The organism is Acidiphilium sp. MT5 (assembly GCF_054767495.1).
On record NZ_BAABMR010000001.1, the window covers coordinates 314,892 to 340,760 of the forward strand.

Annotated in this window: 24 protein-coding genes and 1 tRNA gene; 5 read left to right on the top strand and 20 right to left on the bottom strand. The window is 63.7% G+C overall.

Annotated elements, in window-relative coordinates; genetic code table 11:
• From ACYUCQ_RS01470 to ACYUCQ_RS01495, 6 genes are all read right to left on the bottom strand, one after another.
• Positions 1–1,821 (bottom strand): PHA/PHB synthase family protein, encoded by a 1,821-nt coding sequence (locus tag ACYUCQ_RS01470; protein WP_460252718.1) that lies wholly within the window; start codon positions 1,819–1,821, stop codon positions 1–3.
• A gap of 25 nt (positions 1,822–1,846) precedes the next feature.
• Positions 1,847–2,635 carry an enoyl-ACP reductase FabI gene (gene fabI / locus ACYUCQ_RS01475; protein WP_460252719.1) on the bottom strand — a complete coding sequence of 263 codons (789 nt, stop codon included), beginning with the start codon at positions 2,633–2,635 and terminating at the stop codon, positions 1,847–1,849.
• A gap of 4 nt (positions 2,636–2,639) precedes the next feature.
• A complete protein-coding gene (locus ACYUCQ_RS01480; protein ID WP_460252720.1) occupies positions 2,640–2,915 on the bottom strand; it encodes a hypothetical protein in 276 nt (91 codons plus the stop codon).
• Between the two features lie 94 nt (positions 2,916–3,009).
• Positions 3,010–3,903 carry a 3-hydroxyisobutyrate dehydrogenase gene (gene mmsB, locus ACYUCQ_RS01485; RefSeq protein ID WP_460252721.1) on the bottom strand — a complete coding sequence of 298 codons (894 nt, stop codon included), beginning with the start codon at positions 3,901–3,903 and terminating at the stop codon, positions 3,010–3,012.
• 28 nt (positions 3,904–3,931) lie between these two features.
• Entirely contained in the window at positions 3,932–5,431 is a 1,500-nt protein-coding gene (locus tag ACYUCQ_RS01490) for a CoA-acylating methylmalonate-semialdehyde dehydrogenase (RefSeq protein ID WP_460252722.1), read from the bottom strand.
• Positions 5,432–5,518: 87 nt separating this feature from the next.
• Positions 5,519–5,593: transfer RNA gene (locus ACYUCQ_RS01495), tRNA-Thr, on the bottom strand.
• Between the two features lies 1 nt (position 5,594).
• On the opposite strand from ACYUCQ_RS01495, the gene ACYUCQ_RS01500 reads away from it, so the two are divergent.
• From ACYUCQ_RS01500 to murA, 3 genes are read left to right on the top strand one after another with little or no spacing between them, the layout of a single operon-like run.
• On the top strand, positions 5,595–5,873 hold the full coding sequence (locus ACYUCQ_RS01500; protein ID WP_460252723.1) for a hypothetical protein: 279 nt from the start codon (positions 5,595–5,597) through the stop codon (positions 5,871–5,873).
• On the top strand, positions 5,864–6,418 hold the full coding sequence (dcd, locus tag ACYUCQ_RS01505) for a dCTP deaminase (RefSeq protein WP_460252724.1): 555 nt from the start codon (positions 5,864–5,866) through the stop codon (positions 6,416–6,418). Before ACYUCQ_RS01500 ends, dcd begins: the two co-directional genes overlap by 10 nt.
• Before the next feature lie 17 nt (positions 6,419–6,435).
• Complete coding sequence (gene murA / locus ACYUCQ_RS01510; protein ID WP_460252725.1) at positions 6,436–7,686, top strand: UDP-N-acetylglucosamine 1-carboxyvinyltransferase; 1,251 nt, start codon at positions 6,436–6,438, stop codon at positions 7,684–7,686.
• Here murA and ACYUCQ_RS01515 read toward each other — a convergent pair.
• From ACYUCQ_RS01515 to ACYUCQ_RS01540, 6 genes are all read right to left on the bottom strand, one after another.
• On the bottom strand, positions 7,683–8,615 hold the full coding sequence (locus tag ACYUCQ_RS01515; protein ID WP_460252726.1) for a LysR family transcriptional regulator: 933 nt from the start codon (positions 8,613–8,615) through the stop codon (positions 7,683–7,685). The genes murA and ACYUCQ_RS01515 overlap by 4 nt on opposite strands.
• Positions 8,616–8,683: 68 nt before the next feature.
• Positions 8,684–9,202: an Hsp20 family protein gene (locus tag ACYUCQ_RS01520; protein WP_460252727.1), complete on the bottom strand. Its 519-nt coding sequence runs from the start codon at positions 9,200–9,202 to the stop codon at positions 8,684–8,686.
• Positions 9,203–9,357: 155 nt separating this feature from the next.
• On the bottom strand, positions 9,358–9,585 hold the full coding sequence (rpmE, locus tag ACYUCQ_RS01525) for a 50S ribosomal protein L31 (protein WP_460252728.1): 228 nt from the start codon (positions 9,583–9,585) through the stop codon (positions 9,358–9,360).
• A 109-nt stretch (positions 9,586–9,694) separates the two neighbouring features.
• Complete coding sequence (locus ACYUCQ_RS01530) at positions 9,695–10,324, bottom strand: DNA-3-methyladenine glycosylase family protein (protein ID WP_460252729.1); 630 nt, start codon at positions 10,322–10,324, stop codon at positions 9,695–9,697.
• Between the two features lie 3 nt (positions 10,325–10,327).
• The gene (locus ACYUCQ_RS01535; protein ID WP_460252730.1) at positions 10,328–10,894 is read right to left on the bottom strand and encodes a hypothetical protein; all 567 of its coding nucleotides are present in this window, start codon (positions 10,892–10,894) and stop codon (positions 10,328–10,330) included.
• A 24-nt stretch (positions 10,895–10,918) separates the two neighbouring features.
• Complete coding sequence (locus tag ACYUCQ_RS01540) at positions 10,919–13,084, bottom strand: DUF6600 domain-containing protein (RefSeq protein ID WP_460252731.1); 2,166 nt, start codon at positions 13,082–13,084, stop codon at positions 10,919–10,921.
• A 217-nt stretch (positions 13,085–13,301) separates the two neighbouring features.
• On the opposite strand from ACYUCQ_RS01540, the gene ACYUCQ_RS01545 reads away from it, so the two are divergent.
• Positions 13,302–13,553, top strand: coding sequence for a hypothetical protein (locus tag ACYUCQ_RS01545; RefSeq protein WP_460252732.1), 252 nt, complete (start codon positions 13,302–13,304; stop codon positions 13,551–13,553).
• Between the two features lie 69 nt (positions 13,554–13,622).
• On the opposite strand, the gene ACYUCQ_RS01550 is transcribed toward ACYUCQ_RS01545, so the two are convergent.
• Genes ACYUCQ_RS01550 through ACYUCQ_RS01565 form a run of 4 tightly spaced genes read right to left on the bottom strand, consistent with a single transcriptional unit; the run spans position 13,623 to position 23,169 of the window.
• Entirely contained in the window at positions 13,623–15,083 is a 1,461-nt protein-coding gene (locus ACYUCQ_RS01550; protein ID WP_460252733.1) for a pyridoxal phosphate-dependent decarboxylase family protein, read from the bottom strand.
• A gap of 41 nt (positions 15,084–15,124) precedes the next feature.
• Entirely contained in the window at positions 15,125–17,101 is a 1,977-nt protein-coding gene (locus ACYUCQ_RS01555; RefSeq protein WP_460252734.1) for a transglycosylase domain-containing protein, read from the bottom strand.
• 10 nt (positions 17,102–17,111) lie between these two features.
• The gene (locus tag ACYUCQ_RS01560) at positions 17,112–22,424 is read right to left on the bottom strand and encodes an alpha-2-macroglobulin family protein (RefSeq protein WP_460252735.1); all 5,313 of its coding nucleotides are present in this window, start codon (positions 22,422–22,424) and stop codon (positions 17,112–17,114) included.
• A 28-nt stretch (positions 22,425–22,452) separates the two neighbouring features.
• On the bottom strand, positions 22,453–23,169 hold the full coding sequence (locus tag ACYUCQ_RS01565; protein ID WP_460252736.1) for a class II aldolase/adducin family protein: 717 nt from the start codon (positions 23,167–23,169) through the stop codon (positions 22,453–22,455).
• A gap of 119 nt (positions 23,170–23,288) precedes the next feature.
• Here ACYUCQ_RS01565 and ACYUCQ_RS01570 point away from each other — a divergent pair, with 119 nt between their 5' ends.
• Positions 23,289–24,242 (top strand): aldo/keto reductase family protein, encoded by a 954-nt coding sequence (locus ACYUCQ_RS01570; protein WP_460252737.1) that lies wholly within the window; start codon positions 23,289–23,291, stop codon positions 24,240–24,242.
• Here ACYUCQ_RS01570 and ACYUCQ_RS01575 read toward each other — a convergent pair whose 3' ends face one another.
• The 4 genes from ACYUCQ_RS01575 to ACYUCQ_RS01590 are packed head-to-tail and all read right to left on the bottom strand — an operon-like array spanning position 24,243 to position 25,849.
• Positions 24,243–24,950, bottom strand: coding sequence for a head GIN domain-containing protein (locus ACYUCQ_RS01575; RefSeq protein ID WP_460252738.1), 708 nt, complete (start codon positions 24,948–24,950; stop codon positions 24,243–24,245).
• An 11-nt stretch (positions 24,951–24,961) separates the two neighbouring features.
• Positions 24,962–25,207: a hypothetical protein gene (locus tag ACYUCQ_RS01580; protein WP_460252739.1), complete on the bottom strand. Its 246-nt coding sequence runs from the start codon at positions 25,205–25,207 to the stop codon at positions 24,962–24,964.
• 28 nt (positions 25,208–25,235) lie between these two features.
• Positions 25,236–25,610, bottom strand: a complete 375-nt coding sequence (locus ACYUCQ_RS01585) for a PspC domain-containing protein (protein WP_460252740.1) — start codon at positions 25,608–25,610, stop codon at positions 25,236–25,238.
• The gene (locus ACYUCQ_RS01590; RefSeq protein WP_460252741.1) at positions 25,607–25,849 is read right to left on the bottom strand and encodes a hypothetical protein; all 243 of its coding nucleotides are present in this window, start codon (positions 25,847–25,849) and stop codon (positions 25,607–25,609) included. The genes ACYUCQ_RS01585 and ACYUCQ_RS01590 overlap by 4 nt, the downstream gene beginning before the upstream one ends.
• Positions 25,850–25,869 lie beyond the last annotated feature (20 nt).

The window sequence follows — 25,869 nt, forward strand, 5'->3', positions numbered from 1 at the left end:
TCACATTTCATGAACGTAACGACCGGGGGCGGCTTCGAGCTGTTTATAGCCAGCGTCATCGCGGCCTAATGGGGGTGGGGCGGTTGGCGCGCCTGACAATGCATCGAGGAATTTGACCAGCTCTGGCCACCAAGACCCTTCTTGCACCGGGGCTTCGCGTTGCCATTCCTCCGGGGCGCGATAGGGCGCGTCAGCCGGGCGGTGCAGGAGCGCAAAATGCCGGTGTGGATGGCCGGGTTCGCTGACAATGCCGGCATTATGGCCGCCGGAGGTGAGCACGAAGGTGAGCGGGCCTTGATTGAGGAGATGCAGCTTATAGACCGAGTGCCAGGGGGCGATATGGTCACGCTCGGTGCCGACCACAAACAGGGGAACCGCGATGTCGCTGATCGCGACCGGCTGATCGCCCGCATTGAGGCGTCCTTCGGCGAGATCGTTATGGAGGAATAAATGGCGCAGATATTCCGCGTGCATGCGATAGGGCATGCGGGTTGCGTCCTGGTTCCAGGACATCAGATCATTCGGGTGGTCTTGTTCGCCGATGAAATAACGGCGGATCATCCGCGACCAGATCAGATCGTTCGATTGCAGCATTTGGAACGCGCCGGCCATTTGGGTGGCATCGAGATAGCCTTGGCGCCACATAATATCGTCGAGGAAGGCGAGTTCCGATTCGGTGATGAAGAGTTGCAGCTCGCCGGCTTCGGTGAAATCGGTTTGGGCGGCGAACAGCGCGACCGAGGCGAGGCGGTTATCATGATCGCGGGCCATGGCGGCGGCGGCGATGGAGAGCAGGGTGCCGCCGAGGCAATAGCCGGCGGCGTGGATTTTCGCAGCACCGGTGATCGCGCTGATGGCATCGAGTGCCGCCATCACGCCGTTTTGGCGGTAATCATCAAGGCCCAGATCGCGATCCGCTTCGGTGGGGTTGTGCCAGGAGATCATGAAAACGGTGTAGCCCTGGTCGGTGAGATAGCGGACCAGGGAATTTTCCGGCGAGAGGTCTAGAATGTAATATTTCATGATCCAGGCCGGGACAATCAGCAGCGGTTCGGGCCGGACTTTGGCGGTGGTGGGGCTGTATTGGATCAATTCGATCAGGGCGTTGCGATAAACCACGGCACCTTGGCTGATGGCGACCTGCTTGCCCGGTTGCAGCGGCAGGTCGGTATGGTGGCGCAGGGCGATGGCGCTGTCTTGCAGCCAATTTTTCAGGCCCGCGCGCACCGATTGGCCGGCACTGGTGCGGGCGGCTTCGGTGACTTCGGGGTTGAGCAGCGGAACATTGGTGGGGGCGATGGCGTCCAACGCTTGGCGGGTGATGAAGCTGACGATGCGCTCATGCGCGGGATCGACCCCGGCGATGCCGGTGGTGGCGTCATGCCACCAGCGTTCGGTGCGCAGGAATTGTTCTTTGTATAGGCTGTAGGGCATGTCCTGCCAGCGCGGATGGGCGAAGCGGCGATCATCAGGGTTGGGTTCGGTGCCGGGTTGGTCGAGCCCGAGGGCAACGCGGGTGATGCTGGCAGCGTCCTCAAGGGCTTGGCGGGCGAGATTCATCTGGCGGGCGGGTTGATTGGCGAGATGCACCGCCCAATCACGCCAGGCGAGGGCGAAGCCGGCGGGGGATAGGCCGGCGGTGAGCCGGGCTTGGGCGGCGTGCAAGGTGCGATCGATCGCATCGGTGTTGGAGACGCGCTCGCGGGTGATCGGCGGGGTGGGTGCGGGGGTTCGGCTGGGTTTTGGGGTGGTTTTGGGGCCGGTTTTGGGCGCGATTTTGGGCGCGATTTTGGGGGGGGTGGATTGGGTTTCGGTGCTCATTATGGATACTCCTGATCGGCGTGGATCACGCCATGATATGCTGCCCGCCATCGACGGGAATGATGCTGCCGGTGATGCGCGCGCCGGCATCGCTGGCGAGGAAGGCGGCGAGGGCGCCGACATCCTCGATGGTGACGCGTTGATGTTCGGGGGCGGCGAGGGCGGCGCGCTCCAATAATTCATCGAACCTGTCGATACCGCTGGCGGCGCGGGTGGCGATCGGGCCGGGCGATACGGCGTTGACCCGGATATGGCGGGGGCCGAGTTCGGCGGCAAGGTAGCGCACGCTGGATTCGAGGGCGGCTTTCACCGGACCCATCAGGTTATAATGCTCCACCACCCGCTCGGCGCCGTAAAAACTGACGCTGAGCAGAGCGCCGCCTTGGGCCATTAAAGGCTCGGCCAAGCGGGCGCAGCGAATGAAGGAATGGCACGAGACATCCATGGCCAACGCAAAGCCGGCGGCGGAACAATCGGTGACGCGGGCGTGCAGATCCTCGCGCGGGGCGAAGGCCATGGCGTGGAGCAGAAAATCGAGCCGACCATAGCGATCGCGGATCGCGGTGAAGACCGATTCCAACGCGCCGTTCACGCGCACATCGCATGGCAACAGCAGATCGCACGGCAAGGCGCGGGCGACCGGCTCGACGAAAGGGCGGGCTTTGTCATCGAGATAGGTGGCGACGAGATGCGCACCAGCATCCACAAAGCGCTGCGCGCAGCCCGTCGCGATCGAATGTTCGTTGGCGATGCCGAGCACGAGACCGATTTTGCCGGAGAGATCGATGATCGGCCGTGCTGAGGGGATTGGCATCGGATTAGGACCGAGCGCGTTCGGGTTGGCGCAGATCGATATGGTGGGTGGCGGGTTTGGCCGGTGCCGGGCTGTCGGCCTCGGTGCGGTGGCTCGCGCGCATCATGGCATCGAGCAGGCCGAACTGGGCTTGGGCGATGGTTTGGGTGAGGGCGAATTGCGCTTCGATCAGGCGCATCATGCCGCCGGTCATTTGCTCAAACAGCACGGGCGTGAACCCGAGTCCGCTGAAATTTCCGGCGAGATCAAAAAACGGCGATGGCGTCGTTTGGTTGGTCATAGCAACCTCCTGGTTATGGGGAACCAGGGCACGCTAGGGGCTGCGGCGCGGCGCGTCATTGATCGAGATCAAGCCGCCTCGTAATTGGGGGATGCTAAGACTTGGCTTGGCTCTGCTCGCGGAGTGTGTTGATGATGGCGGAGAAATCATCACCGCCGCCGCCCGCTTCGACGAAGCGGCGATAAATCTCGGCGGCGTGGGCGCCGAGGGCGGTTTGCGCGCCGACGCTGCTGGCGGCGTCTTGGCTGAGGGCGAGGTCTTTGAGCATCAGGGCGGCGGCGAAGCCGGGCTTATAGTCATGATTGGCCGGGCTGGCCGGCACCGGGCCGGGGACTGGGCAATAGCTGGTGAGCGCCCAGCATTGGCCTGAGGAGGTTGAGGCGACATCGAACAGGGCCTTGGCATCGAGACCGAGCTTCTCGGCGAGCACGAAGGCTTCGCTCACGCCGATCATGGAGATGCCGAGGATCATGTTATTGCAAATTTTGGCGGCTTGGCCGGAGCCGGCGGGGCCGCAATGGACGATTTTTTTGCCCATGGCGCCGAGGATCGGCTCGGCGCTGGAGAAGGCGCGTTCGCCCCCGCCGACCATGAAGGTGAGGCTGCCAGCGATGGCACCGCCGACGCCGCCGGACACCGGGGCATCGAGTGCCGGGCAGCCCGCTGCATCGGCGCGCTGATGGGCGAGGCGGGCGCTCGCGACATCGATGGTTGAGCAATCGATCAATAACGTGCCGGGGGCGGCGGTGGTGAGGATGGTTTGCCACACATCGAGCACCAGGGCGCCGTTGGGCAGCATGGTGATGATGATCTCGGCATCGCGAACGGCTTGATCGGGCGTGTCGGCGAGGGGGATGTTCGCCCCTTGCGCGTTGGCGCGCGCTGGAGCGGACAGATCATAGCCGGTGAGCACATGGCCGGCTTTCAGCAGGTTCGCCGCCATGGGCAGGCCCATATTGCCGAGGCCGATGAAGCCGATTTTTGCCATGCGCGCGCTCCGGGTTGCGGGTTGGGCTTCAACCCATGGTGGGGATGACGAATTCCGCGCCGTCTTTCACGCCGGAGGGCCAGCGCGCGGTGACGGTTTTGGTTTTGGTGTAAAAACGGATCGAATCCGGGCCGTGCTGGTTCAAATCGCCAAAGCCAGAGCGCTTCCAGCCGCCGAACGTATGATAGGCGATGGGCACCGGGATCGGCACATTGACGCCGACCATGCCGACCTGGACGCGCGAGACGAAATCGCGCGCGGCATCGCCATCGCGGGTGAAGATGGCGACGCCGTTGCCATATTCATGCTCGGTGGGCAGGCGGATGGCGTCTTCGTAGTTTTTGGCGCGCACGATGCTGAGCACCGGGCCGAAGATTTCGTCTTTGTAGATCGCCATGTCCGGGGTGACGTGATCGAACAGGCAGCCGCCGATGAAATAGCCGCCCTCATAGCCTTGCATTTTGAAGTTGCGGCCATCGACCAGCAATTTGGCACCTTCTTGCACGCCGGTATCGACGTAATGTTTCACCCGCTCCAGCGCGGCTTTGGTGACCAGCGGGCCGTAATCGGCGCTGGCATCCGAGGATAGGCCGATTTTCAGGGCTTCGACGCGGGGGATTAGTTTTTTCACCAGCGCATCGGCGGTGGCCTGGCCGACCGGGACGGCGACCGAGATGGCCATGCAGCGCTCGCCGGCGGAGCCGTAGCCGGCACCGATCAGCGCATCGACCGCTTGATCCATGTCCGCATCGGGCATGATAATCATGTGGTTTTTGGCACCGCCGAAACATTGGGCGCGTTTACCGTTTTGGGCGGCGGTGGCGTAGATATAATTGGCGATGGATGAAGAGCCGACAAAGCCGACGGCGGCGATGCGCGGATCATGGAGCAGGGCATCGACCGCGACTTTATCGCCATTGACGACGTTGAGGATGCCGGGCGGGCCGCCGGCTTGGGTGAAAAGTTCGGCGAGGCGCAGCGGCACCGAGGGATCGCGCTCGGAGGGTTTGAGCACGAAGGCGTTGCCGCAGGCGATGGCCGGTGCGAGCTTCCAAAGCGGGATCATCGCCGGGAAATTGAACGGGGTGATGCCCGCGACCACGCCGAGCGGTTGGCGGAGCGAATAGACATCGATGCCGGTGCCGGCATTTTCGGTGAATTCGCCCTTGAGCAGATGCGGGATGCCGATGGCGAATTCGAGCACTTCGATACCGCGCTGGATGTCGCCCTTCGCGTCGGGCACGGTTTTGCCGTGCTCGGAGGAGAGCAATTTGGCCAGCGGGTCCATATTTTGGTTGATGAGATCGAGGAATTTCATCAGCACGCGCGCGCGGCGCTGCGGGTTGGTGGCGGCCCAGGCGGGTTGCGCGGCGGCGGCGTTGGCGATGGCGGCTTCGACCTCGTGCTGGCTGGCGAGCGGCACTTTGGCCTGGACGGCACCGGTATTCGGGTCGAACACGTCATCGAAGCGGCCTGATTGGCCTTCGACGGCGGCACCGCCGATGAAATGGGTCAGGATGCGCGGCATTTTGTTCACTCCCGAATTTGATTCTGTGTCGCGGCGCTATCAGATCGGCGCCGAGGCGAAGACAGCGGTGCAAAAGATTGATTTTTATGGTGCTGTCAGAGGGAATTGAACCCTCGACCTCCTCATTACCAATGAGGTGCTCTACCCCTGAGCTATGACAGCGATGCGGGCGGTATATCGAACGGGGTTGGGCTGTGCAAGCGGGGCACTTGACGGCGGCTTGATGGCGCGGCTTTGTCCGGCGATGGAATCGGATCAATCGATGAAGCAGGCGGCGGCGATGGCGGCGGCGGCGCGCCGTGAGCGCGAGGCGCAGGCGTTGCGGGCCAATTTGGCGCGGCGCAAGGCGCAATTGCGCGCTCGTGATGCGGGGGCTGCGGACCCGCCCGCGATCGGCGCGAGCGAGGGCCGCGAGGATGGCGCGGGGCAGCCATGCCGGTAATGCCGGATGTGTGGATCCGCGAGCAGGCGCTCACGCGGGGGATGATTGAGCCGTTTGTGGAAACCCAGAAGCGCGATGGGGTGATTTCCTATGGATTATCATCTTACGGCTATGACGCGCGGGTGGCTGATGAGTTCAAGATTTTCACCAATGTTGATTCGGCTGTGGTGGACCCCAAGGATTTTGCGCCGTCGAGTTTTGTCGATCGCAGCGGGCCGGTTTGCATTATTCCCCCCAATTCCTTCGCGCTCGCGCATACGGTGGAATATTTCCGGGTGCCACGGGATATTTTGGTGATTTGCCTCGGTAAATCGACCTATGCGCGCTGCGGGATTATTGTGAATGTCACGCCGCTCGAGCCGGAATGGGAGGGGCAGGTGACGATTGAGATTTCGAACACCACGCCGTTGCCGGCGAAGATTTATGCGCATGAGGGGATTTGCCAGTTCCTGTTTTTGCAGGGGGCGGGGCCGTGCGAGGTGAGTTACGCGGACAAGGCGGGCAAATATATGCGCCAGCGCGGCGTTGCGCTACCGAAACTATAGGATTGGGCTGAGTTTTCATGGATCGGATCAGGATTGAGGGCGGGCATCCGCTTGAAGGCGTTATCGACATTTCTGGCGCGAAAAATGCCGCGCTGCCCTTGATGGCGGCGGGGCTGCTGACCGATGAGCGGTTGGTGCTGGAGAATGTGGCGGAGCTGGCCGATTTGACCACGATGGCGGCGCTGCTGAGCCAGCACGGGATTGCGGTGGAGGCCGAGCAAGCGCGGTGCTTGTCGCTCGGGGGGGCGATTACCAATACTGAGGCGCCGTATGATATTGTGCGCAAGATGCGCGCCTCGATTTTGGTGCTGGGGCCGCTTTTGGCGCGCAAGCAGGTGGCGCGGGTGTCGTTGCCAGGCGGTTGCGCGATAGGCACGCGGCCGGTGGATTTGCATTTGAAGGGTCTGGAGGCGATGGGCGCGCGGATTAGCCTCGAAGGGGGCTATATCCAGGCCGAAGCGCCGCACGGGTTGCGGGGTGCAGAAATTATTTTTCCGTTTGTCTCGGTGGGGGCCACGGAGAATTTGCTGCTGGCGGCGAGTTTGGCCGAGGGGCAGACGGTGTTGATGAATGCCGCGCGCGAGCCGGAGATTGGCGATTTGATTGCGTGTTTGAGCGCGATGGGGGCGGATATTGCCGGGGCGGGCACGGATCGGCTGGTGGTGAATGGGGTGGGGGCGCTGCATGGGGCGCGGCACCGGATTTTGCCGGATCGGATCGAGACCGGGACGTATGCGTGTGCGGCGGCGATTACCGGCGGGTCGGTGCTGCTGCGCGGGGCGCGGGCGGCGGATTTGGGCGCGGTGCTCGCGGTTTTGGCGCAGGCCGGCGTGGTGATCGACGAGCAGGCGGACGGGATTTTGGTCAGCCGGCGCAACGGGCTGCACGGCACCGATGCGATGACCGAGCCGTTTCCGGGCTTTGCGACGGATATGCAGGCGCAATTCATGACGCTGATGGCGGTGGCGGAGGGCGCCTCGATGATTACCGAGACGATTTTTGAAAATCGGTTCATGCATGTGCCGGAACTGAACCGGATGGGCGCGCGGATTAATGTGCATGGCGCGTCGGCCATTGTGCGCGGGGTGCCGAGCCTGTCGGGCGCGCCGGTGATGGCGACGGATTTACGCGCCTCGTTTTCGCTGGTGCTGGCCGGGTTGGCGGCGAAGGGGGAGACGGTGGTGAACCGAGTGTATCATCTTGATCGCGGCTATGAGGCGGTGGAGAAAAAGCTTGCCGTCTGTGGCGCGGTGATTGAGCGGTTTTAGAGCCTGATATTCAAGCGGTCGATTTCGCCGCTTGGCTTGGTGAAGGGCGTGGTTTCCAGCTCGTTGATCAGAAAATCGAGCACGGCGCGGGTGCGCGGTGATACGTGGCGGCGCGAGGGGAGGATGGCGTAGAGCGGCACGCGCACCGGCTCATGATCGGGCAGCACGAGGGCGAGGACGCCGGATTCGATGTCATCGACCACACTCACGCGCGGCAGCAGGGCAATGCCAAAACCAGCGCGGGCGGCGAGGCGGACGGCTTCGCTGCTATCGACATGGAAACGCCCTTGCACTGAGACGGTTTGTTCGCCGGTGGGCGTGGAGAAGCGCCAATTATTCTCAACGCCTGGGCGATCATAGACGATACATTCATGGTTGAGCAGGTCGGTGGGTTGGCGCGGTGCGCCGTGGCGGGCCAGATAATCGGGGGCGGCGACCAGGGCGGAGGCAACGAGGCCGAGGCGGCGCGCGATTAGGCTCGATTGGCTCGGCTGGGTGATCGCGATGACCAGGTCCAGCCCTTCGTCGATCAGGTCAAACGTGCCATCGCGCATTTTGAGATCGAGCGAGAGCTGCGGGTAGGCGGCGAAGAATGCGTTCAGCCGCCGCGCCATATAGACGCCGAGCGAGGTGGGCACGCCGACGCGGACGCGGCCCGTTGGGTTGGTTTGGCTTTTGCCGATGCTCTCGGCGGCGGCTTCGAGGGATTCGAGGATGGTGCGGGCGTGGGGCAGCAGCGCTTGGCCGTCTTCGGTGAGGTGCAGATGGCGGGTGGTGCGCTGGACCAGGCGAACGCCGAGATGATCTTCGAGGGCGGAGATTTGCCGTGAGATCATTGGCTGGGAGGTGTTCAGATCGCGCGCGACGGCGGAAAATGATCCGCGCTCGGCGACGCGGACAAAGGTGGTGTAGAGAGCCAATTGATCCATGAATGCACCATTGTCCGACATAAAAACAGGCCCAGCGCGGGACGCTGGGCCTGCCGATGAGAGCGAAATTAGGCGGCGTGCGCCGTCGTGTTGGCGTTGAGCGTGTTGGCGTTCACCGTGTTAGCGCTGACCGTGGTGGTATCGTTGCTAATCGTGGTTACGGGCCGCGCGGCGCTGCTGGTGATGCTGATCCGGCGCGGTTTCAGCGATTCGGGGATTACCCGCTTCAAAGCCACGTGCAACAGCCCGTTTTCGAGCGAGGCCCCATCGACGATCATGTGATCGGCGAGGACGAAGCGGCGCTCGAAGGCGCGGGACGCGATGCCGCGATAGAGGGTTTCGCCCTGGGGGGTTTCAGTGGTGAGTTTGCCGCTGATGACCAGGGTGTTCTCTTTGACCACCAATTCGATATCCTCGGCGCGGAAACCGGCGACCGCCATGGTGATGCGATAATCCTCGGCGCTGAGTTTTTCGATGTTATAGGGTGGGTAGCTGTTGGTCGGCGCATCCGGCAGCGCATCGAGCATGGCGGCGACGCGATCAAAGCCGATGGCCGTACGGAACAAGGGTGAGAAATCGAGTGTCATAACAACCTCCTGATTGTAGCAAGGTTTCGATCCGGACTGTCACGATGACCAGCCCGTAGCCTAGCTGAGAAGGACCCCTGAGGCATCCTTCATCCAATCATTAAGGGTGTCGCGCCGGGCCGTTCAAGAGCCCGGCGTCACGCAGGCCGCAAAAATTATTTCGTGCGGGCGCCGATGGAGGCGAATTTCTTGTTGAACTTCGCGACCTGACCGCCGGTATCGACGATGCGGGTTTGACCGGTCCAGGCGGGGTGGGATTTCGGATCAATGTCCAGGCGCAACGTGTCGCCGGGTTTGCCGTAGCAGGAGCGGGTTTTGTACGCCGTGCCATCGGTCATGATGATGTTGATTTCGTGATAATCGGGGTGAATGCTCGGTTTCATCTGTCGCTCCTGGGGGGTCGCCCGATACCGACCGGGCTGAAGCCGGGGGGTGTAGCGGGTTGGGGGCGAATAGGCAAGGATGGCGCGGGGATGATTAAGGCGCCCATGATTAGGGTGGGGGCGGAATTTTCTTGGCCGCGTCGGCCGCGCGCCAGAGATACCAGGCGGCGGTGCTGCGATAGGGGGCGTAGGCCTCGCCGATGATCGCGAAGTCACGGGGTTTGGGTTGGCTGGGCAGGGCGTGGAGCAGGCGATAGCCTTCGCGGACGCCGAAATCATCGACGGGGAAAATATCGGGCCGACCGAGGGTGAAGATCAGCAGCATTTCCACCGTCCAGCGGCCCACGCCGCGCACGGTGCAGAGGCGCTCGATCAAAGCGGCGTCGCTCATGCGGGTGCAGGCGCGGCGGGTGGGGATGGTGCCGGCGAGGCTGTGGCGGGCAATGTCATGCAGGGCGGCAACCTTGGCGCCGGAAAAGCCGCAGGCGCGCAGGGTGCTCTCAGGGAGCGAGAGCAGTGTGGCGGGGTCGGGGCAGGCACCGCCAGCATGGGCGTGCAGGCGGGCGAGAATGGTTTCGGCGGCGCGGCCATGCAACTGCTGGTGGGCGATGGCGGAAACCAAGGCGGCATAAGGCTCGCGGGTGCGATCCGGCTTCAGGGTGCAAGGGCCGATGCTGCGGATATGCGCGCCGAGGATGGGGTCCATCGCGGCGAGATGGGCGCGTGCGCGGGCGGACATGGGTTAGCTGAAACGTTGGCGCACGAGGCGGGCGACATAAAGCCGCCAGGCGCTGAGGCGGCGCGATAGATAGCTTGATCGGCCCAGCGGGGCGAGGATGCGCGCGCGGATCGGCGCGGTGCGGGCGAGCACCCAGTTTTTGCCGGCAATCACCCGATCATGCAGGGTGGCGAACCAGCGCACCGACATCAGGCTTTGCTCGCAGGATTGATAGATCCAGAGGGCGATCAAGATGGCGCTGCCTTTGATGAACACGGCGACCAGGGTGGCGCCGAGCCAATTGCCATGAACGAACAAGATTGTGGCCCAGAAGCCGCTCAGATGATCCATGGCTTCGGGGATCAGGAACAGCAGGAGCACAATCCAGGGCGGTAAGGTTTGCAGGCGGCGCCGCAGCCGCGCGAGGGCGGCGGTGCGTGACAAGGCATCGAGCAAGGCGAGGGAGCCGCGCCAGATGACGCGGCTCCAAAGTTCCAAGACCAGCGCGAGCGGCAGGAGCAAAAGATCTTCGGCCATGCGGCGGCGATTGCGCGCAGGCGGTGGCGGACGAAAGGCGGGCTGATCGCTCATGCGCGGTCTATAGCAGGATTTTGCTCATGGATGTTGCAGATCTTTCGGTGGCGGGGCCGGACGCGGGGCAGGACGCGGGGGCGGATGGTAGGCTTGCACGGGCGGGTGATAGGTTTGCACAGGCGGGTGGTAGGCCTGCACGGGCGGATGGTAGGCTTGCACGGGCGGGTGGTAGGCCTGCACGGGCGGATGGTAGGTTTGCACAGGCGGGTGATAGGTTTGCACGGGCGGGTGGTAGGCCTGCACGGGCGGGTGAAAAGTTTGCACGGGCGGATGATAAGTCTGCACCGGCGGGTGATATTGCGGCGCTGCCGGGCGTGGGGCGAGCGGCTGGGGGGTTACGACGTGCGGCAGTGGCGGTGGCGAAAAACTATGGGCGGGCGGATGGAAGGGTTGGGTCGTCGGTCGGGCGATCGCCGGGGTAGGGCGGTTGATCGCCGGTTGGTTGACCGGGCGATTAAAGGGCGTGGGCGTTGCCAGCGAATGGGGCGGCTGGATTCGGGTTGGCATATGCTGGAGCACGACCGGGCGGGCCGCGATGCCGTGAACCGGGCCGGGTTTGGCGACCGGCAGGCCGCGTGCGGCGGCGAACGGTGCCGGGCGCGGTGCGGGGGCGGCGATGCGGTGCGGCACTGCGGGGGGGGCGGGCAGGCGCATGACCGCCGGAATCGCATGGATTGGCTGGCCGGGTTGCGGCAGCGCGCCATGGTTTGGTCCAATACCGGGTTGGGCACCGGGTTGGGCACCGGGTCGGCCAATGGGTCGACCAATGGGGCCGGGATGCAGGGCGGTTAATTGAAGATGCTGGTAGCCCGGCACGCTGGCTGGCGGGATCGGGTGGGCGGCGGCGAGGATGGTTTGCGGGGCCGCGTGCGCGACATTTTGCACCAGTAGCCCCTGGCGCATGGCGCTGGCGGGGATCACGGTGGCGGCGCCGCGATTGATCAGGCGGGTGGGGCCGTAATAATTATTGATGGTCCGGGTATTGTTCACCACCGTGGTATTGTTGTTGTAGATCGTGGTGACGCGGTTGATGTTGCGGACGTTGTACACGTTGAGATTGCGCACATAATCCGGGCGGCAGCGATACCAGGGCAGATAGGGTTCCTGCGGGCCGAGCGGCACCCAGCCGATATTGCCTTGGGCGAAGGCACCGACCCCAAGCCCGACCGAGAGGGCGACGCCGGAGCCGACCGAGAAGAAACTGACCAAAGCGGGGGCATAGACCGGCGGTTGATAGGCGTTATAGGGCACGCCGGCATAAGCGGGCGCCCAGCCCCAGCGACCGCCATATTGCACCCAGCGGCCATAATGGAACGGTGCGAAGCCCCAAGGTTCATTATCCACCCAGGTCCAGCCCCAGGGCGCGATATAGGCCCAATGGCCATAATGATAGGGCACCCAGCCAGGGGCGACGGTGGGATACCAGATGGCGCCATATTGCGGCGCTTGCTGCCAGGCGCCGTAGGCGGAGAGCTGGGTGATGCCGGTCATTTGATCGACCACGGGCGGCACATAGCTTGGCGGTGCGATGTAATGGCGTTGATTGAAGCTGTTAATGAACGGATCGACGCGTAGGGTGGTCAGCGAGGCGGTGACCGGCTGGCTGCCTTGCAGATAGGCGGTTTGGCCGGCGGCGATGCTCAAGGCGACGTCTTGGGTTTGCAGATTAGCGTTGCCGCGCAGGGTGGAGATTTCGGTGGGGGTGTTGGCATCGCCCGCGATGATGTCATAGCGGCCATTCTGGCTCAGGGTGACGGTGCCGCGCGGGGTGGTGATGCTGTAGCTGTCACCGGGCGGCATGTAGCGCAGATCAAGGAAGATTTCGCCTTGGGCGAGGGCGGCGGTGACGGTGCGGTTGCCGATCCGGGTGAAGGTGAGTTCCGCGCCGCTATTTAGGGTGATCCGGCTCGCATCGATCGCGACGGCGGTTTGCGCGCCGGGCTGGGTGTAGAGCGCGTCACCCGAAACAATAGGGTAGTTCAAGCTGGCCTGGGCCCAGCCATTGGTGTTGCTATCGGCAAAGGAAACTTGGCCATTGATCGCGGCGACCTGACCGACGCGCGCGGGTGGTGTGGCGATGGTTTGGGCGCGGGCGGTGCCGAGGAGCGAGAGTGCGAGCGGCAGGGTTAAGGACAGGGCCGTGGTCAAGCTCAGCGCGGAACCGAAAAAGGGGCGGGGACGACGCATGGTTTCTCTCCGAAGCGGGGCCGCGGAACTGCGGTTGATTATTGTTATGCTGATATGATGTGCTTTGAAGCGGGCGGCAAGCGGGCAAAATCATGGCACGGTGTTGCGCGAGGTTACAAAATCATCACTGTCATGCCGCAGTTCTGCCCAATATCATCGCCATGTTGATCAAATGAAAGAGCGCGCCCGACCTGTCCTGCGCGCAAGGAGCATGAAAATGATCAAGTTTGGCAAGAAAATTCTGTTGGTTGGGGCGGCTGTGGCTGCTCTGGGGTTGGGTGGCTGCGCTTATTACCCCGGCTATGGCTACGGGTATGGATATCCTGGCTATGGCTATCCGGGTTACGTTGCACCACCGGTGGTCACGGGTAGTGTTGTGGTTGGCGGTGGCTATTGGGGCGGCTGGCGCGGCGGCGATGATGATGATGGCTGGCGCGGCGGCGGTTGGGGTGGTGGCTGGCGCCATTAGATCAATATTGGTTTAGGTTGGATCGTCAGATCCGAGCTAAACCAATGAAATTGATCGACAAACAAGGCTCTAATTCTGGGTCGGGCGCTGGCGGGCGGTGGCGGCGGCCAGGATGGCTGCCACCAGCGCGTCAGCGTCGGCTTTGACCGTGCGGTGATTGACGAAGGCGGCGCGGATGGCGCGCTGGCCATCGATCAAGGTTGAGGAGACGACGAATTCGCCTGATTCTTGCAGATCGGCGACCAGATCGGCGTTGAGCGCATCGAGATCATCCCCGCCATCATCGTAGCGGAAACCGACGATATTGAGGGCAACCGGGGCGAGCCGGGTCAAGCCGGGCGTGGCATCGATCAACGCGCCGAGATGCGATGCGACGGCGCAGGTTTGATCGACCACCGCGCCGAGCGCGTCCGCGCCGTAGCTTTGCAGGGTCATCCAGATTTTCAGGGCGCGGAAACTGCGCGACAGGTCGGGGCCAAGATCGCACGGCCAGGGTGTGCCGCCGGCGAGGCCCCGAGGCGCTGAGCTGGGTGCTGCGCTGAGATAGGGCGCGTTTTGGGCGAAGCTATCGAGCATGAGCTGTTCGGCGCGCACCAGCACGCAGCCGCAATCATATTGGATTTGCGCCCATTTATGGAAATCAAAGGCCACCGAATCGGCGCGATCAATGCCGGTGAGCAAGTCCGCATGGCGGGGTGATAGCGCGGCGAGGGCGGCGAAAGCGGCATCCACATGCAGCCACAGCCCGTATTTAGCGGCAAGATCGGCCAAGGCGGGGAGCGGATCGATCGCGCCGACATCGACCGTGCCGGCGGTCGCGACGATCAAGAACGGGGTGTGGCCGGTGGCGCGGTCCGCGATGATTTGGGCCTCCAGCGCGGCGAGATTGATCTGGCAGGCGGCGTTGGTCGGGATGCGGCGGAGCGCATCGCTGCCGATGCCCGCCATGTCGAACGCGCCGGGGACGCAGCGATGCACGCCGGTTTGCGCGTAGCCGGTGAGGCGGTGGCTGCCGAGGCCGTGGGTGCGCACATCGGCGCCGAGGGCTTGGCGGCGGGCGCAGAGCACCGCGATGAAATTGGCCATTGACGAGCCGGTGACCAGCAAGCCGCCGGTGCTGGTGGGCAGGCCGAGCATTTCGGCGGACCAGGCGATGATTTGGCGCTCGACCGCGAGACCGACATGATCGCGGCCCCCGCAATTCTCGTTCAGGCCGGCTTCGAGCAGGGCGGTGAGCATCGCGACCGGGTTGCCGCCGCCTTGCACCCAGCCCATGAAGCGCGGATGGGTGTTGCCTGAGGCGTAGGGCGCGATGCGGCGCAAAAATTCGTCATAGGCGGCTTCGGCGCCGATGCCGGTGCGTGGCAGGGCGGTGCGGAAACTGGCCCGGATCGGGGCGGGCATGGGTTGCCAGACTTTGCCCTGGCGCAGCCGGGCGAGGCGATCAATGACATGGTCGAGCATGCGGTGGCCGAGGGCGCGCAGGCCGGTCCAATCGGCGGGGTCGAGGCTGGTTTGGGGCTCGGTCATGATCCGGGCTTATCGGCGCGGGTGCTGCGGGTAAAGGGGGGTTACTGATCCGGGTGGTGCGCGGGCAGGACGCGAAACATGGCGCTGACGCTGTGGCCGCGCGCATCGATGATGCGGATGCGGTAAAAGCCGGGGGAGTGCGGGGTGAAGCGGGCGGTGCTGAGGGCCGCGATTGAGGCGAGCGGCTTGCCATCGATCAGGAAGGTCAGGGGACGTTGGCCACCGGTGGCGCGCAGTTGGATCGGGCCGAGATCGGCGATGGCCGCACCGGGTGGCGGGTAGGCGAGTTGGAGCTGTGCTAAGGCGGGTGGTGCGGCGAGGGTGAAGACGTGGCGCGGCGCGAGCGGCTGACGGGGTGCAATTTTGATCAAGCCGGTGACTTGGGTGAGAATGGGCACGGCGCGGTCGATCGCCGCGGCGCCGGGCAGCGCGCCGCCATCGGGGCGGCCGACCCAGACGATGATGACGCTGCGGCGGTCAAAGCCGGCGGCCCAATCATCGCGATTGCCGGCACTGGTGCCGGTTTTCCAGGCGATGCCGTTGATTTGGGTGCCGGGCAGCGGGCGGGTGAGGATGCCGGCTACTTCGGCGGCGATGCTTGGGGTTAGCAGCGGGCGGGTGCGCCGCTGTTGGCCTTTGAGCCAATGCAGGCGGGTGATGCTGCCATCGGTGGTAAGGCCGGCATAGAGGGCGGCGAGGCGGCGCATGCTGATGCCGCCGCCGCCGAGCGCGAGCGGCAAGGTGGGGCGTGCGCCGAGCGGGAGCGCCAAGGGCGTGCCGGCGGCCCGCAGATGGGCGGCGAAACGGTCAGGCCGGTAGCGCCGCATCAGCTTGACCGCGGGCAGATTGAGCGAGCGGCGCAGCGCGCTGGCGGCGGTGACCACGCCCATGAAATTATGGGTGAAATCATCCGGCCCGTAAGCGCCGAAATTGGCAGGCAAATCGCGAAACAGCGTGTTGGGGCCGGCGAGACCATCGGCGAAGGCGAGGCCGTAGAGAAAGGGTTTGAGCGCTGAGCCGGGCGAGCGGATGCTGCGGCTGAGATCAAGAAAGCCCGCACGGCGCGGATTGGCCCAATCGCCGAGATAGGCGGCGCGGATGGCGTGGTCGCGGGCGTTGATGATGAGGATGGCGAGGGATTCGGCGGGGCGCATGGCGGTGAGATCGCGCTGGGCCAAGGAAGCGAGGGCGGCGTTGAGCGGGCCGTTCAGGGTGGTGGTGCTGCCAGTGGGCAGGGCTGCGGTGAGTTGCGGGGTTTGGGCGGGTAGGCGGTGCCAGTGGCGGGGCACGGGTGTCGCTTGCGCTTCGCGCGCGGCGTGTGGGGAGAGCAAATGCAGCCGTTCGGCTTCGGCGAGGACTTTGTTGCGCGCGATCATGGCGGCGTGCGGATGCCGGTCGGGGCGCAGGGCTTCGGGGCGGCGGCACAAAGCGATCAGCAAGGCGGCTTGGGCGGGCGAGAGTTGGTTGGGGTTTTCGCCGAACCAGAGATGGGCGGCGGCGTTGACGCCCACGATATTGCCGCCGAACGGGGCGAGGGAAAGCCACATGCCGAGGATGCGGGTTTTGGAATAATGTTCGGTGAGAGAAATGGACTGAAAGGCCTCGATGATCTTGACCGGGAGGGTGCGCGGTGCGGGGTGCAGCAGGCGGGTGACCTGCATGGTCAGGGTGGAGGCGCCGGAGACGACATGGCCGGCGGCGAGCATTTGCACGGTGGCGCGGGCGATGGCGAGCGGATCGATCCCCGGATCGTGGTAGAAGCGGTGATCCTCGATGCCGATCAGCATGCGGATCATCACTTTGTTCACCGAGGCGGCTTGGGTGGGGTATTTCCACTCACCTTGCGGGTCGGTGTAGTAGGCGATGGCGTGGCCGTTGCGGTCATTAATGATCCGGCCTTGCACGGCAAGGCGGCTGAGGCTGGGCGGGAAAGCGTAGGCGCAGACGAGCAGGATCAGCAGACCGCTCAGCCCGATCAGGCTGAGGCGGACCAGGATGGTTTTGAGGCGGCTGCGCACCTTGGGCCGATTAGGGTGCTGATGGCGGAGCGGCGCTGGGGGCGAGCACGGTGATCGATTGATCGGCCAGGGTGCCGCGGATCAGCGGATGATAGACATCAACCAGGCTGGCACCGGGCAGGGTGAACCGGCCTTTGGTGACGGCGCGCAGCATGATGGCGGTGCGGAACTCCTGATCATGGCCGTTATCCTCGCAGGTGCGAATGTCGGAGCAGGGCGGGAACAGGGTGAAGGCAGCCATTGAGCGATCATCCTCGGCGGCGATGGCGTCGGGTGGGGTGAGTTGGTGCAGCCAGGGCATTGCGGCGACCGAGGCTTTGCCGCTGGAGATATTGCCAGCCAGCTCCCAGCCGGCTGGGAGGCCGATGGTGAGAATGACGTGGTGCGGCGCGGAATCGGTCGCGCGACCGCTGACGACCATCACGAAGACGGTGTTTTGGGTGAGGGTGGAGATGTCGAGCGGTTGGCCGTCCGGCGTGTAGAAGGCTTCGTGCAGTGACATGCCCTTCGAGGTGGCCCCCGGCGCTTGCGCGGGGATGCCGGTGACGGCGATGGTCGCGGGAACTGGCTTTTTGCTGCCATTAGCCACGGTGATGGGCTGGCTGATCGGGCGGGTCAGGCTGGTGGTGGGCGCGATGGCTTTGCCGTTGAGGGTCAGGGTGAGCATGGTGGGATGGCCCGCGAAGATGCCGGCGGCGAGACCGGCATCGCCCAGCTCTTGCGGGTTGAGGCTGGCGATATCGACGCCCTGGCCGGGCAGATTGGCAGCGAGGGTGGGGTATTGAGCGCGCAGCAGGCCGGTTTCGCGGATGATGGTGGGCACCGCCCAGGCATCGCGCAGCGGGGTGCCGTACCCGGCCATCCAATCCTGGCCGCGCCACCAGAAATAGCCGCCGCGATTATGGATTTTGAGGGCGGCTTGCAGGGCGGCGCGGGCTTCATCCGGCTCGCCGATCAAAGCGAGGGCGGCACCGAGTTGGGCGCGGGCCAGCGGGTGGGAGACGGCGCTGAGCTGGTTGTCCATCACCCGGATCGCACCGGCGGGGGCTTTGTGATCGAGGGCGAGGACATAGGCGGCGTAAATATCGGCTTGGGTTGGGGCGGGGTTGTTGATCACTTCGCTCCGCAGCCAATCCAGCGCCGAGGCGAGCGGGGCTTGCGGCACATCGGCGCCGGCTTGGCGGGCGCGGAGCAAAAATTCGGTGGCATAGGCGGTGAGCCAGGGTTGTGCGTCGTCTTGCGAGGACCACAGGCCGAAGGCGCCGTCATAGCGTTGATCATCGAGCACGTTTTCGACGGCTTTGGCGAGGCGTCCGGTGGGGTCCGGGCCTGACGCTTTGCCGTGCAGGGCGGTCAGCGGCATGCCTTGGCTCACGCTGATTTCGAGGAAATGATAGGTGATGGCGTGCAGGGCTTGGAGATAGGCGGTGGGGTCGAACGGCAGATGGTTGCCGAGCGTGAGATCAGCTTGCGCGGAGCCGGTGATGAAGGGGGTTAGATCGGGGCTGAGTTTAACGCTGTCGCCACCGCCGATCATGGTTGAGGTGAGGATGGTGCTGGGGGCGCGCACCACATGCACCGAGATTTGGCGGGTGCGCGATTGGGTGTAGCCGTTCGGGCCGGTGACACGCAGATGCAGGGTGCCGGTGCCGATGGCGTTGGCGGTGAGGGTGGCGGGCATGATCAGGCGGCGCTGGGGCGTGAGGTTGAACTGGGCATCAGCGTTGCCCGCGATGGCGCCGGTGCTGGTGAGTGTGATGTGGAAACGACCGGCTGGCAGGTCGAGATTTTGCAGCATGATGCCGATATCCGCGTGATCGCCGGGGCTGAGGAAGCGCGGCAACAGCAAATCGGCGATGATTTTATGGCGGGTGATGATGTCGGTGCTGGCTGAGCCGACGGCGCGATGTTTCCAGCCCACCGCCATCAGGCGAATCTGGCCGTTAAAATCGGGGATGTGCAGGGTGATTTTGGCGACACCGTCGCTATTGGCTTGCACCGGGCCTGCGAATAGCGAGACGATTTTTTGCGGGATCGGCGCGGCGGCGGCACCGAAATCTCCACCACCGCCGACATGCAGCGCGGTTGATTGGCCGGTGGGGAGGCGCAGCAGGGCGGCGTAGCTATCATTGATATCGACACCGAGGGTGCGCTTGCCGAAATAATGACCGAGCGGGTTAGGGCTGACGAAATCGGTCAGGCGCAAAATACCTTCATCGACGGCGGCGAGCGTGACATAGGCGCCGGGCTTGGTGTTGATGGTGAAGGTGACGTCACGGCCAGGGCGATAGAGTTTTTTCACGGCGAAGGTGAGCGGCAATTGGCGTTTGCCGGGCTTCAGCCCCAGCCAGGTGAGACCGATGGCGCGATCGGGCGCGCTGGTTTTGTCGGCCGGGCGAAAGACATGGACAATGGCATAGGCACCCGCGCCCCATTTTGCGGAGATCGGCACCGAAATATCGCGGCCTCTGGCGGAGAGCGTAAAATTGCGGGTGGCGAGCACGCGGTTATTGGCGATGACCAGCGTGGCGCGTCCGCCATAGGGGGCGGTGATGTGCAGATGTGCGGTTTCACCCGGCAAATAGCGGCGCTTGTCACGCATGACGGTGAGGCGGGTGGGCACGCCGGGGTTCGACGCGGTGATCCAGCCGGAATAGAAAATGGTCGAGGTGGCGGCGAGGCCGCCTTCATGCTGGATCACCCGCAGCCGGTAGCGCCCATAGGGCAGGGTGGGCAGCACCAAATGATAAGGCTGGCCAGCCGGGATGCTGATGGTTTGTTTCAGCACCGGGCGGTTAATATAGGTGAAGCGCCAGCGGGCGACGGATTGATTCCAGATAATGCCCCATTCGTAATCTTGGCGCACCAGCGCGACATCGAGTTTCATCGCGACCGGTTGGCCGGCTGGATTGACCGCGACCAGATCGAACGCGGGTTTCACGCCTTGATCGACCGCGCCGCCGGTGAAATCGGGCTTGAGGCCGATCAGGGGCGTGGTGGGGCGGATCGGGATGGTGAGGGCGCTGCCGACGGCGCGGCCTGAAGGGTCGTTGATGGTGACAGTGAGTTTGGCTTGCAGCGCATGGGTGCTGTCAGGCAGATGGGTCAGGTCGATCGGCACTGCGCTGGCGCCGGTGGCATTGGTTTCGGGCAATTTGGGTGTGCGCAGTGGCGAGCCGAAGATTTCGCCTTGCAGGCCGAATTGATAGTCTTTGAAGGTGGGGAAGGGCGTTGGGTTTTGGGTGATTTTGACGCTGGCGGTGCCGGTGAGGTTGGCACCGGGTGCGCCGTAGAGAAAGCGCACATGGACCGGCCAGGGATCGATTGCGTTGGGGGTGAGTTCGGTTGGTTTGCCGAGGGCAACGGCGAGGCGTTCGGGGACGAAGGCGGCAATTGTGACATCGCGCTCGGCGAGCGGGTTCGCATGGTCATTGACCGCGAGGGTGATGCTCCAGGTGCCCGCTTGCGCGCCGGGTGAGAGGCGTATGGGTTGGGTGAAGGCACCGTCATCGCTCCAGCGCGGCACGGTATCGGAGAAAATCTGGCCGCCGGGGCGGCGCACGATCAGATGCAGCGGCACGTTGAGGGGTTTGCCGTTGGGGTTGCGCAGCAAGGCGGTGAGATGGATGGTTTCGCCGGGCCGATAAATGCCGCGATCAACATAAATATAGGGATCGATTGGCTTGGGTTCGGGGCGGCCAGATACGCCGCGATCAGAGAGGTCGAACGGTGAGGCGTTGAGATCGACCAGGGTGAAATCACCGCTGTCATCGGTGATATGGAGGGCGGCGGGGGCTTGGCCGCCGGGGCCGGCGAGGAGTGGGGCTGGAAAAAATGCGATGCCATCATCATTGGTTTTGGCGGTGCCGAGAATGGCGTTATCGGCGGCGATCAGATTGATGGTGGCATCGCTGATTGCGCGGGCATTGGTGTAGCGGCGAAGTTGCACATGCAGCCCATCGCGCCCGCGCCATGTGGTGGGGGCGATGTTGGTGCGCAGCACGATTTGCACGAGGGATAACGTGCCGTTGTTCGGCGTGCCATCGGCGGGGCTGAGCGCCACGGCGTACAGGCCTGGTTTTTTCATGACATTGGCGAGCGGCAGCACCGTGTGGATCAGTTGGTTGCGGCGGAAGGCCGGTATGTTGGCGGTGCCGGTGAAAATGATCGGGCTGTTATTGCCATAGAGGCTTGAAGAGAAGCCATTAGGGTTCAGCAGCGGATGGTTATTGATGAAATTGAGCAGGCTGCGTTCGGCGACGCGGGTGATTTTGACTTTGACTTTGGAGAGATTGATGCTGGCGAAGCCGATGGCCGGCGGGTCGCTGGCCGGGATGATGTAATGGTTCGGATCGGCGATCAAAGCGGGTTGGCGGTTGGTTAGGCTGACCTTGATGGTGAGCGGCTTGGTCAGGGTGGTGCCCGCGATGCCGTGCAGGCCCGGATGCAGCGTGACGGTGCTGGTGGTGCCGGGCCTGAGGCCGGTGATGCAGAGCTGGCCTTGGTTTTCGGTGACGGCGAGACTGTGGCGGCTGGGCGTGACGGTGACGTAATCGCCCGGATGGCGATTGCCGCCGCGCGGCAGCGGGATGGTGAAGGCGATGCAGGCGCTGGCCGGGAAGCTTTCGGCGTGGGTGGTGATTTTGCGAGCGGTGAAGCCGTAGCGCTGAACTTTTTGATTGAGCAGGGTGCGCGCCTGGGCATCAGTTGGGTAGGCTTGGACGATTTGGCCGAGCAGGCCGATCTCGGCCAGATGATCGCCGCGCCGGGCGAGGGCGCGGCGCATGATTTCGAGCGCTGTGCGGGTGGTGGTGGCGGGATTGTCGCTGTCATTGCGGAGCGTGAAGGCGAGATAGCCCGCTTCGAGGGCGGCTTGGGCCTCGCCATCATGCAGATTGAGCATGGCGGTGCCGTAATCGAGCCAGAGGCGGGGTTTGGCGGCAGCGCCGAGGCCGATGCGTCGGATGGCGGCATCGCGCAGGGCGCGCCAGTTTTTGGCGTGCAGCGCTTGGTCCATCGCGGCTTCGGCGTGGGCGCGGTGGGCTTGGGCGCTGGCGGTGAGAGCGATGTTGGGCTGGGTGAGGTCAAAGCGCAGCTGGCTTGCGTCACTGCCGAGGCCGGGGAGGGTTTGGTTGATGAAAATCAGGATGCGCGGATTGTTCCAGGGCGCATGCGGATCGACGGTTTTGGTGGCGGTAGCGGTGGGGGTGGTGGGCGGCGCGGAAGCTAGGGCGGTGGGGGTCAGGCTCACGAGGGTGACGAGCATGGCGGCGATGCCGATCCTGGCATGCGAAATCATTTGCCCGAAAGAACGATCGCGCATGGCCGCACCTCATTGAGTTTTAAAGATATTAACGGGATGTTGCGGTTTTGGCAAGCGGTGATGCGTGGCCATAGGTGGCGAATTGGGCCAGGGCGTCGTTGATGTCGGCGCGGCTGAGGATATGGGGCTGGCCCAGCATCAGGGCGTGAATATATTGTTTTGAAATCGTTTCGAGTTCGACGGCGCGCCACAAAGCGCGCTCGAGGGTTTCGCCCAGCGCAATCATGCCATGATTGGCGAGCAGGCAAGCGGTGCGGCCTTCGAGTGCGGCGAGGGCGTGGTCCGACAGGGCTTGGGTGCCGAATGTGGCGTAGGGGGCGCAGCGCACATCATGGCCGCCGAAGCAGGCGATCATGTAGTGGCAAGCCTCGATCGGGCGATGGGCGATGGCGAGGGTGGTGGCGAAAATGGCGTGGGTATGGACGATCGCGGTGATCTCTGGGCGGGCGCGCAGAATATCGCGATGAAAGCGCCATTCGCTGGAGGGTTTGCACGGGCCGGTCCACGGGCTGGTCCAGATGTCGGTTGGATCATCTGGCGTGGTGATGGCGGGTTGGTCCGGGTCGAGCGACATTTGCGCGATCAATTCGGGGCGGAGTTGGTCATAGGGGATGCTGGAGGGGGAAATCAGCATCGCATCGCCCGCGCGCAGCGAAATATTGCCGGCATTGCCTTGATTGATGCCAAGCGGGTTCAGCCGTTGGCAGGCTTCGATCAGGGCAAGGCGGGCGGTAAAATCATCCATCAGGCGAGATTATCGGGCTGATCAGGCATGGTAAAGGGTTGCGCCGCGCGGTTGGTGACACAAAGTTGCGCGACAATTCGGTCAAACGGGCCGGGTGTGGATGGAATGGGACATCAAGGATGAAATATCGGCAATTGGGATCGAGCGGCATTGAGGTATCGGATATTTCGCTGGGCTCGTGGCTGACGTATTCGGGTGGGGTGGAGAAAGCGCAGTCGATTGCTTGTGTGCATCGGGCGTTGGATCTGGGTATTACCTTGATCGATACGGCGAATATTTACGGCAAAGGCGCTGCCGAGACCGTGCTGGGTGAGGCCTTGGCTGGGGTGAAGCGCGAGAGCTATGTGCTGGCCACCAAATTATATTTTCCGATGACGGAAACCGATAAGGGCTTGTCGCGCGAGCAGATTGAAAAGCAGCTCGATGCCTCGCTCCAGCGGCTGAAGGTTGATTATGTCGATCTCTATCAATGCCATCGCTATGATCATGACACGCCGTTAGAAGAGACGATGGCCGCTTTGAGTGCGGCGGTTCGGTCCGGCAAGACCCGGGCGATTGGGTTTTCCGAATGGCCGGTTGAGAAAATCAAGGAAGCGACCGAGATGGCGGGGGTGGAGAAATTTGTCTCCAGCCAGCCGCAATATTCGATGCTGTGGCGCAAGCCCGAAGCGGAGATTATTCCGTATTGTGCGGCGCATGGGATTTCGCAAATTGTGTGGTCGCCGCTGGCGCAAGGGATTCTGACCGGGAAATATCGGCCTGGTGCGCCGCCGCCGGCAGGATCACGCGCGACCAGTGCGACGATGGGGCATTTCCTGCAGGATTTGGGCGAGCGGCGCGCGGTGCTGGAAGCGGTGCAGGCGATGAGTGGATTGGCGGCACAGGCGGGGCTGACGCTGGCGCAGTTCGCGCTGGCCTGGGTGCTGCGGCTGGAGAATGTCGCCTCCGCGATTATTGGCGCGTCACGCCCGGAGCAGATTGACGAGAATGTCGTGGCTTCGGACGCGAAAATCGATCCGGCGCTGTTTGCGCAGGCAGAGGCGTTGCTGGCACCGGCGTTGGCGACCGCGTGATCATGGTTTGAAATTGACCGTGCCCAGCCCGCTGGTGTGGATATGGCGCACCGGCGGGTTGCCGTGGATGGTGACATGGCCGACGCCGCTCAAAGCGATGGTGACGCTTTTGGTGACGTTGGCCTTGATTTTGCCAATCCCGCTGATATGGGCGGTGAAATTGTCGATTTGGAGCTGGCGCGCATCGATCCGGGAATCGCCACTGATCTCGACGGTGAGGTTTTGGATGTGGCCTTGCAGGGCGAGTTCGGCGGCCCCTGAGAGATTAAGCGTGAGGTTTTGCGCATCCAGATGATCGAGTGTGCCGTGGACCAGCCCGCTATCATCGATGCGGGTCAGGCGCGGCAGGGTGATGGTCAGCAGGATCGAATGGCCGTTCATGCTGAAATTATTCAGATCCCCCTCGGTATGCACATCGAGCACGCCGTCATGCACCGACAGACGTAGATGGCGCAGCACCGGTGCGGGGGCGGTGACGCTCACATTCTGGGTCGGGCCTTGGGTGAAATGCAGGCCGATCAGCGGGCTGATGGTGATGGCATGAAAGGGTGGTAGCGTTTCCGCGACGGGCGCTGGGGTTGCGGCCCGCGCCGCGCCGGGGTGGGTGAGAATGCCTGCCAGCAGCGCCAGGCCGAGGGTTGAGGTGATTAATTTCGTCGCTGGACGCGTCGTTGTGCTAGCGGTCATGATGGCGGGGGGGCGGGGCATGGGGCGGTTCCTTACAAGGTGGCACCGATCAGAAAGGCTATGACGCTAAAAATCAAGCCCGTGATCGCGATGGCGCCAATCAGGCTTACCAGATGCACGCGCCATGACACCGGCATGAGTTGCTCGGGCGAGGGCGAGGCCTTGATCGACAGGCCGCGCGCATAGGCTTCGCGGATCAGGCGCGGGTGGCTTTTGGCCGATAAGGTGGGGTGGGACCGGGCAGTGGCGATGAAATCATCATTGATAACGGTGGACATGGTTTTTGCCTTTCGGTGGAGGAGAAAATCAGCTTCGATCATCGGCGTCACGGACGCGGTTGGTGCGTTCGAGGCGGGCGAGGCGTTGATCGAGCGTGGCGAAACGATGGGCGAGGCGATCGATTAGGCTGGAAAACGGGTTGGGCGGTGGGGCGGCCATGCCACTCAGGTGATCATGCAGCCCTCTGAGATGGCGTGTTAGCCGGGTGCGGCGGCGATGCAGGCCGATGGAGAGGGCCAGATAGAGGATCAGGGTGATGATCGGCGCATGCAGCGCGATCAGGAGGGTCGCTAGGCGGATGATCCAGGCCGGCAGGGTGCTCGCGTTGGCGATGGCTGCGCAGACGCCGCCGATCAGGGGCCGGGCGGGCATTCGGTGCGTGGGGTAGAGTGTGCTGCTCATGGGAAACGCCTTTCGGGTTGCGGGACGCTGAAGGCTTGATCGTTATCGAGCACGGCGCGTTCGAGGGTGGCGATGCGCGCTTCGAGGCGCGAGGCCGAGGCTTGCAGCGATTCGAGCACCGCACGATCCTGGCTGCTGAGGCCGACGCCACGGCTCATCACGTGTAATTTATAGGCCTTGAACCCAAACACGCAGATGATCGCAACGATCGGGATCAGGAAGGGCATATATTCGACCATGGATATCTCCCTATTGGCGC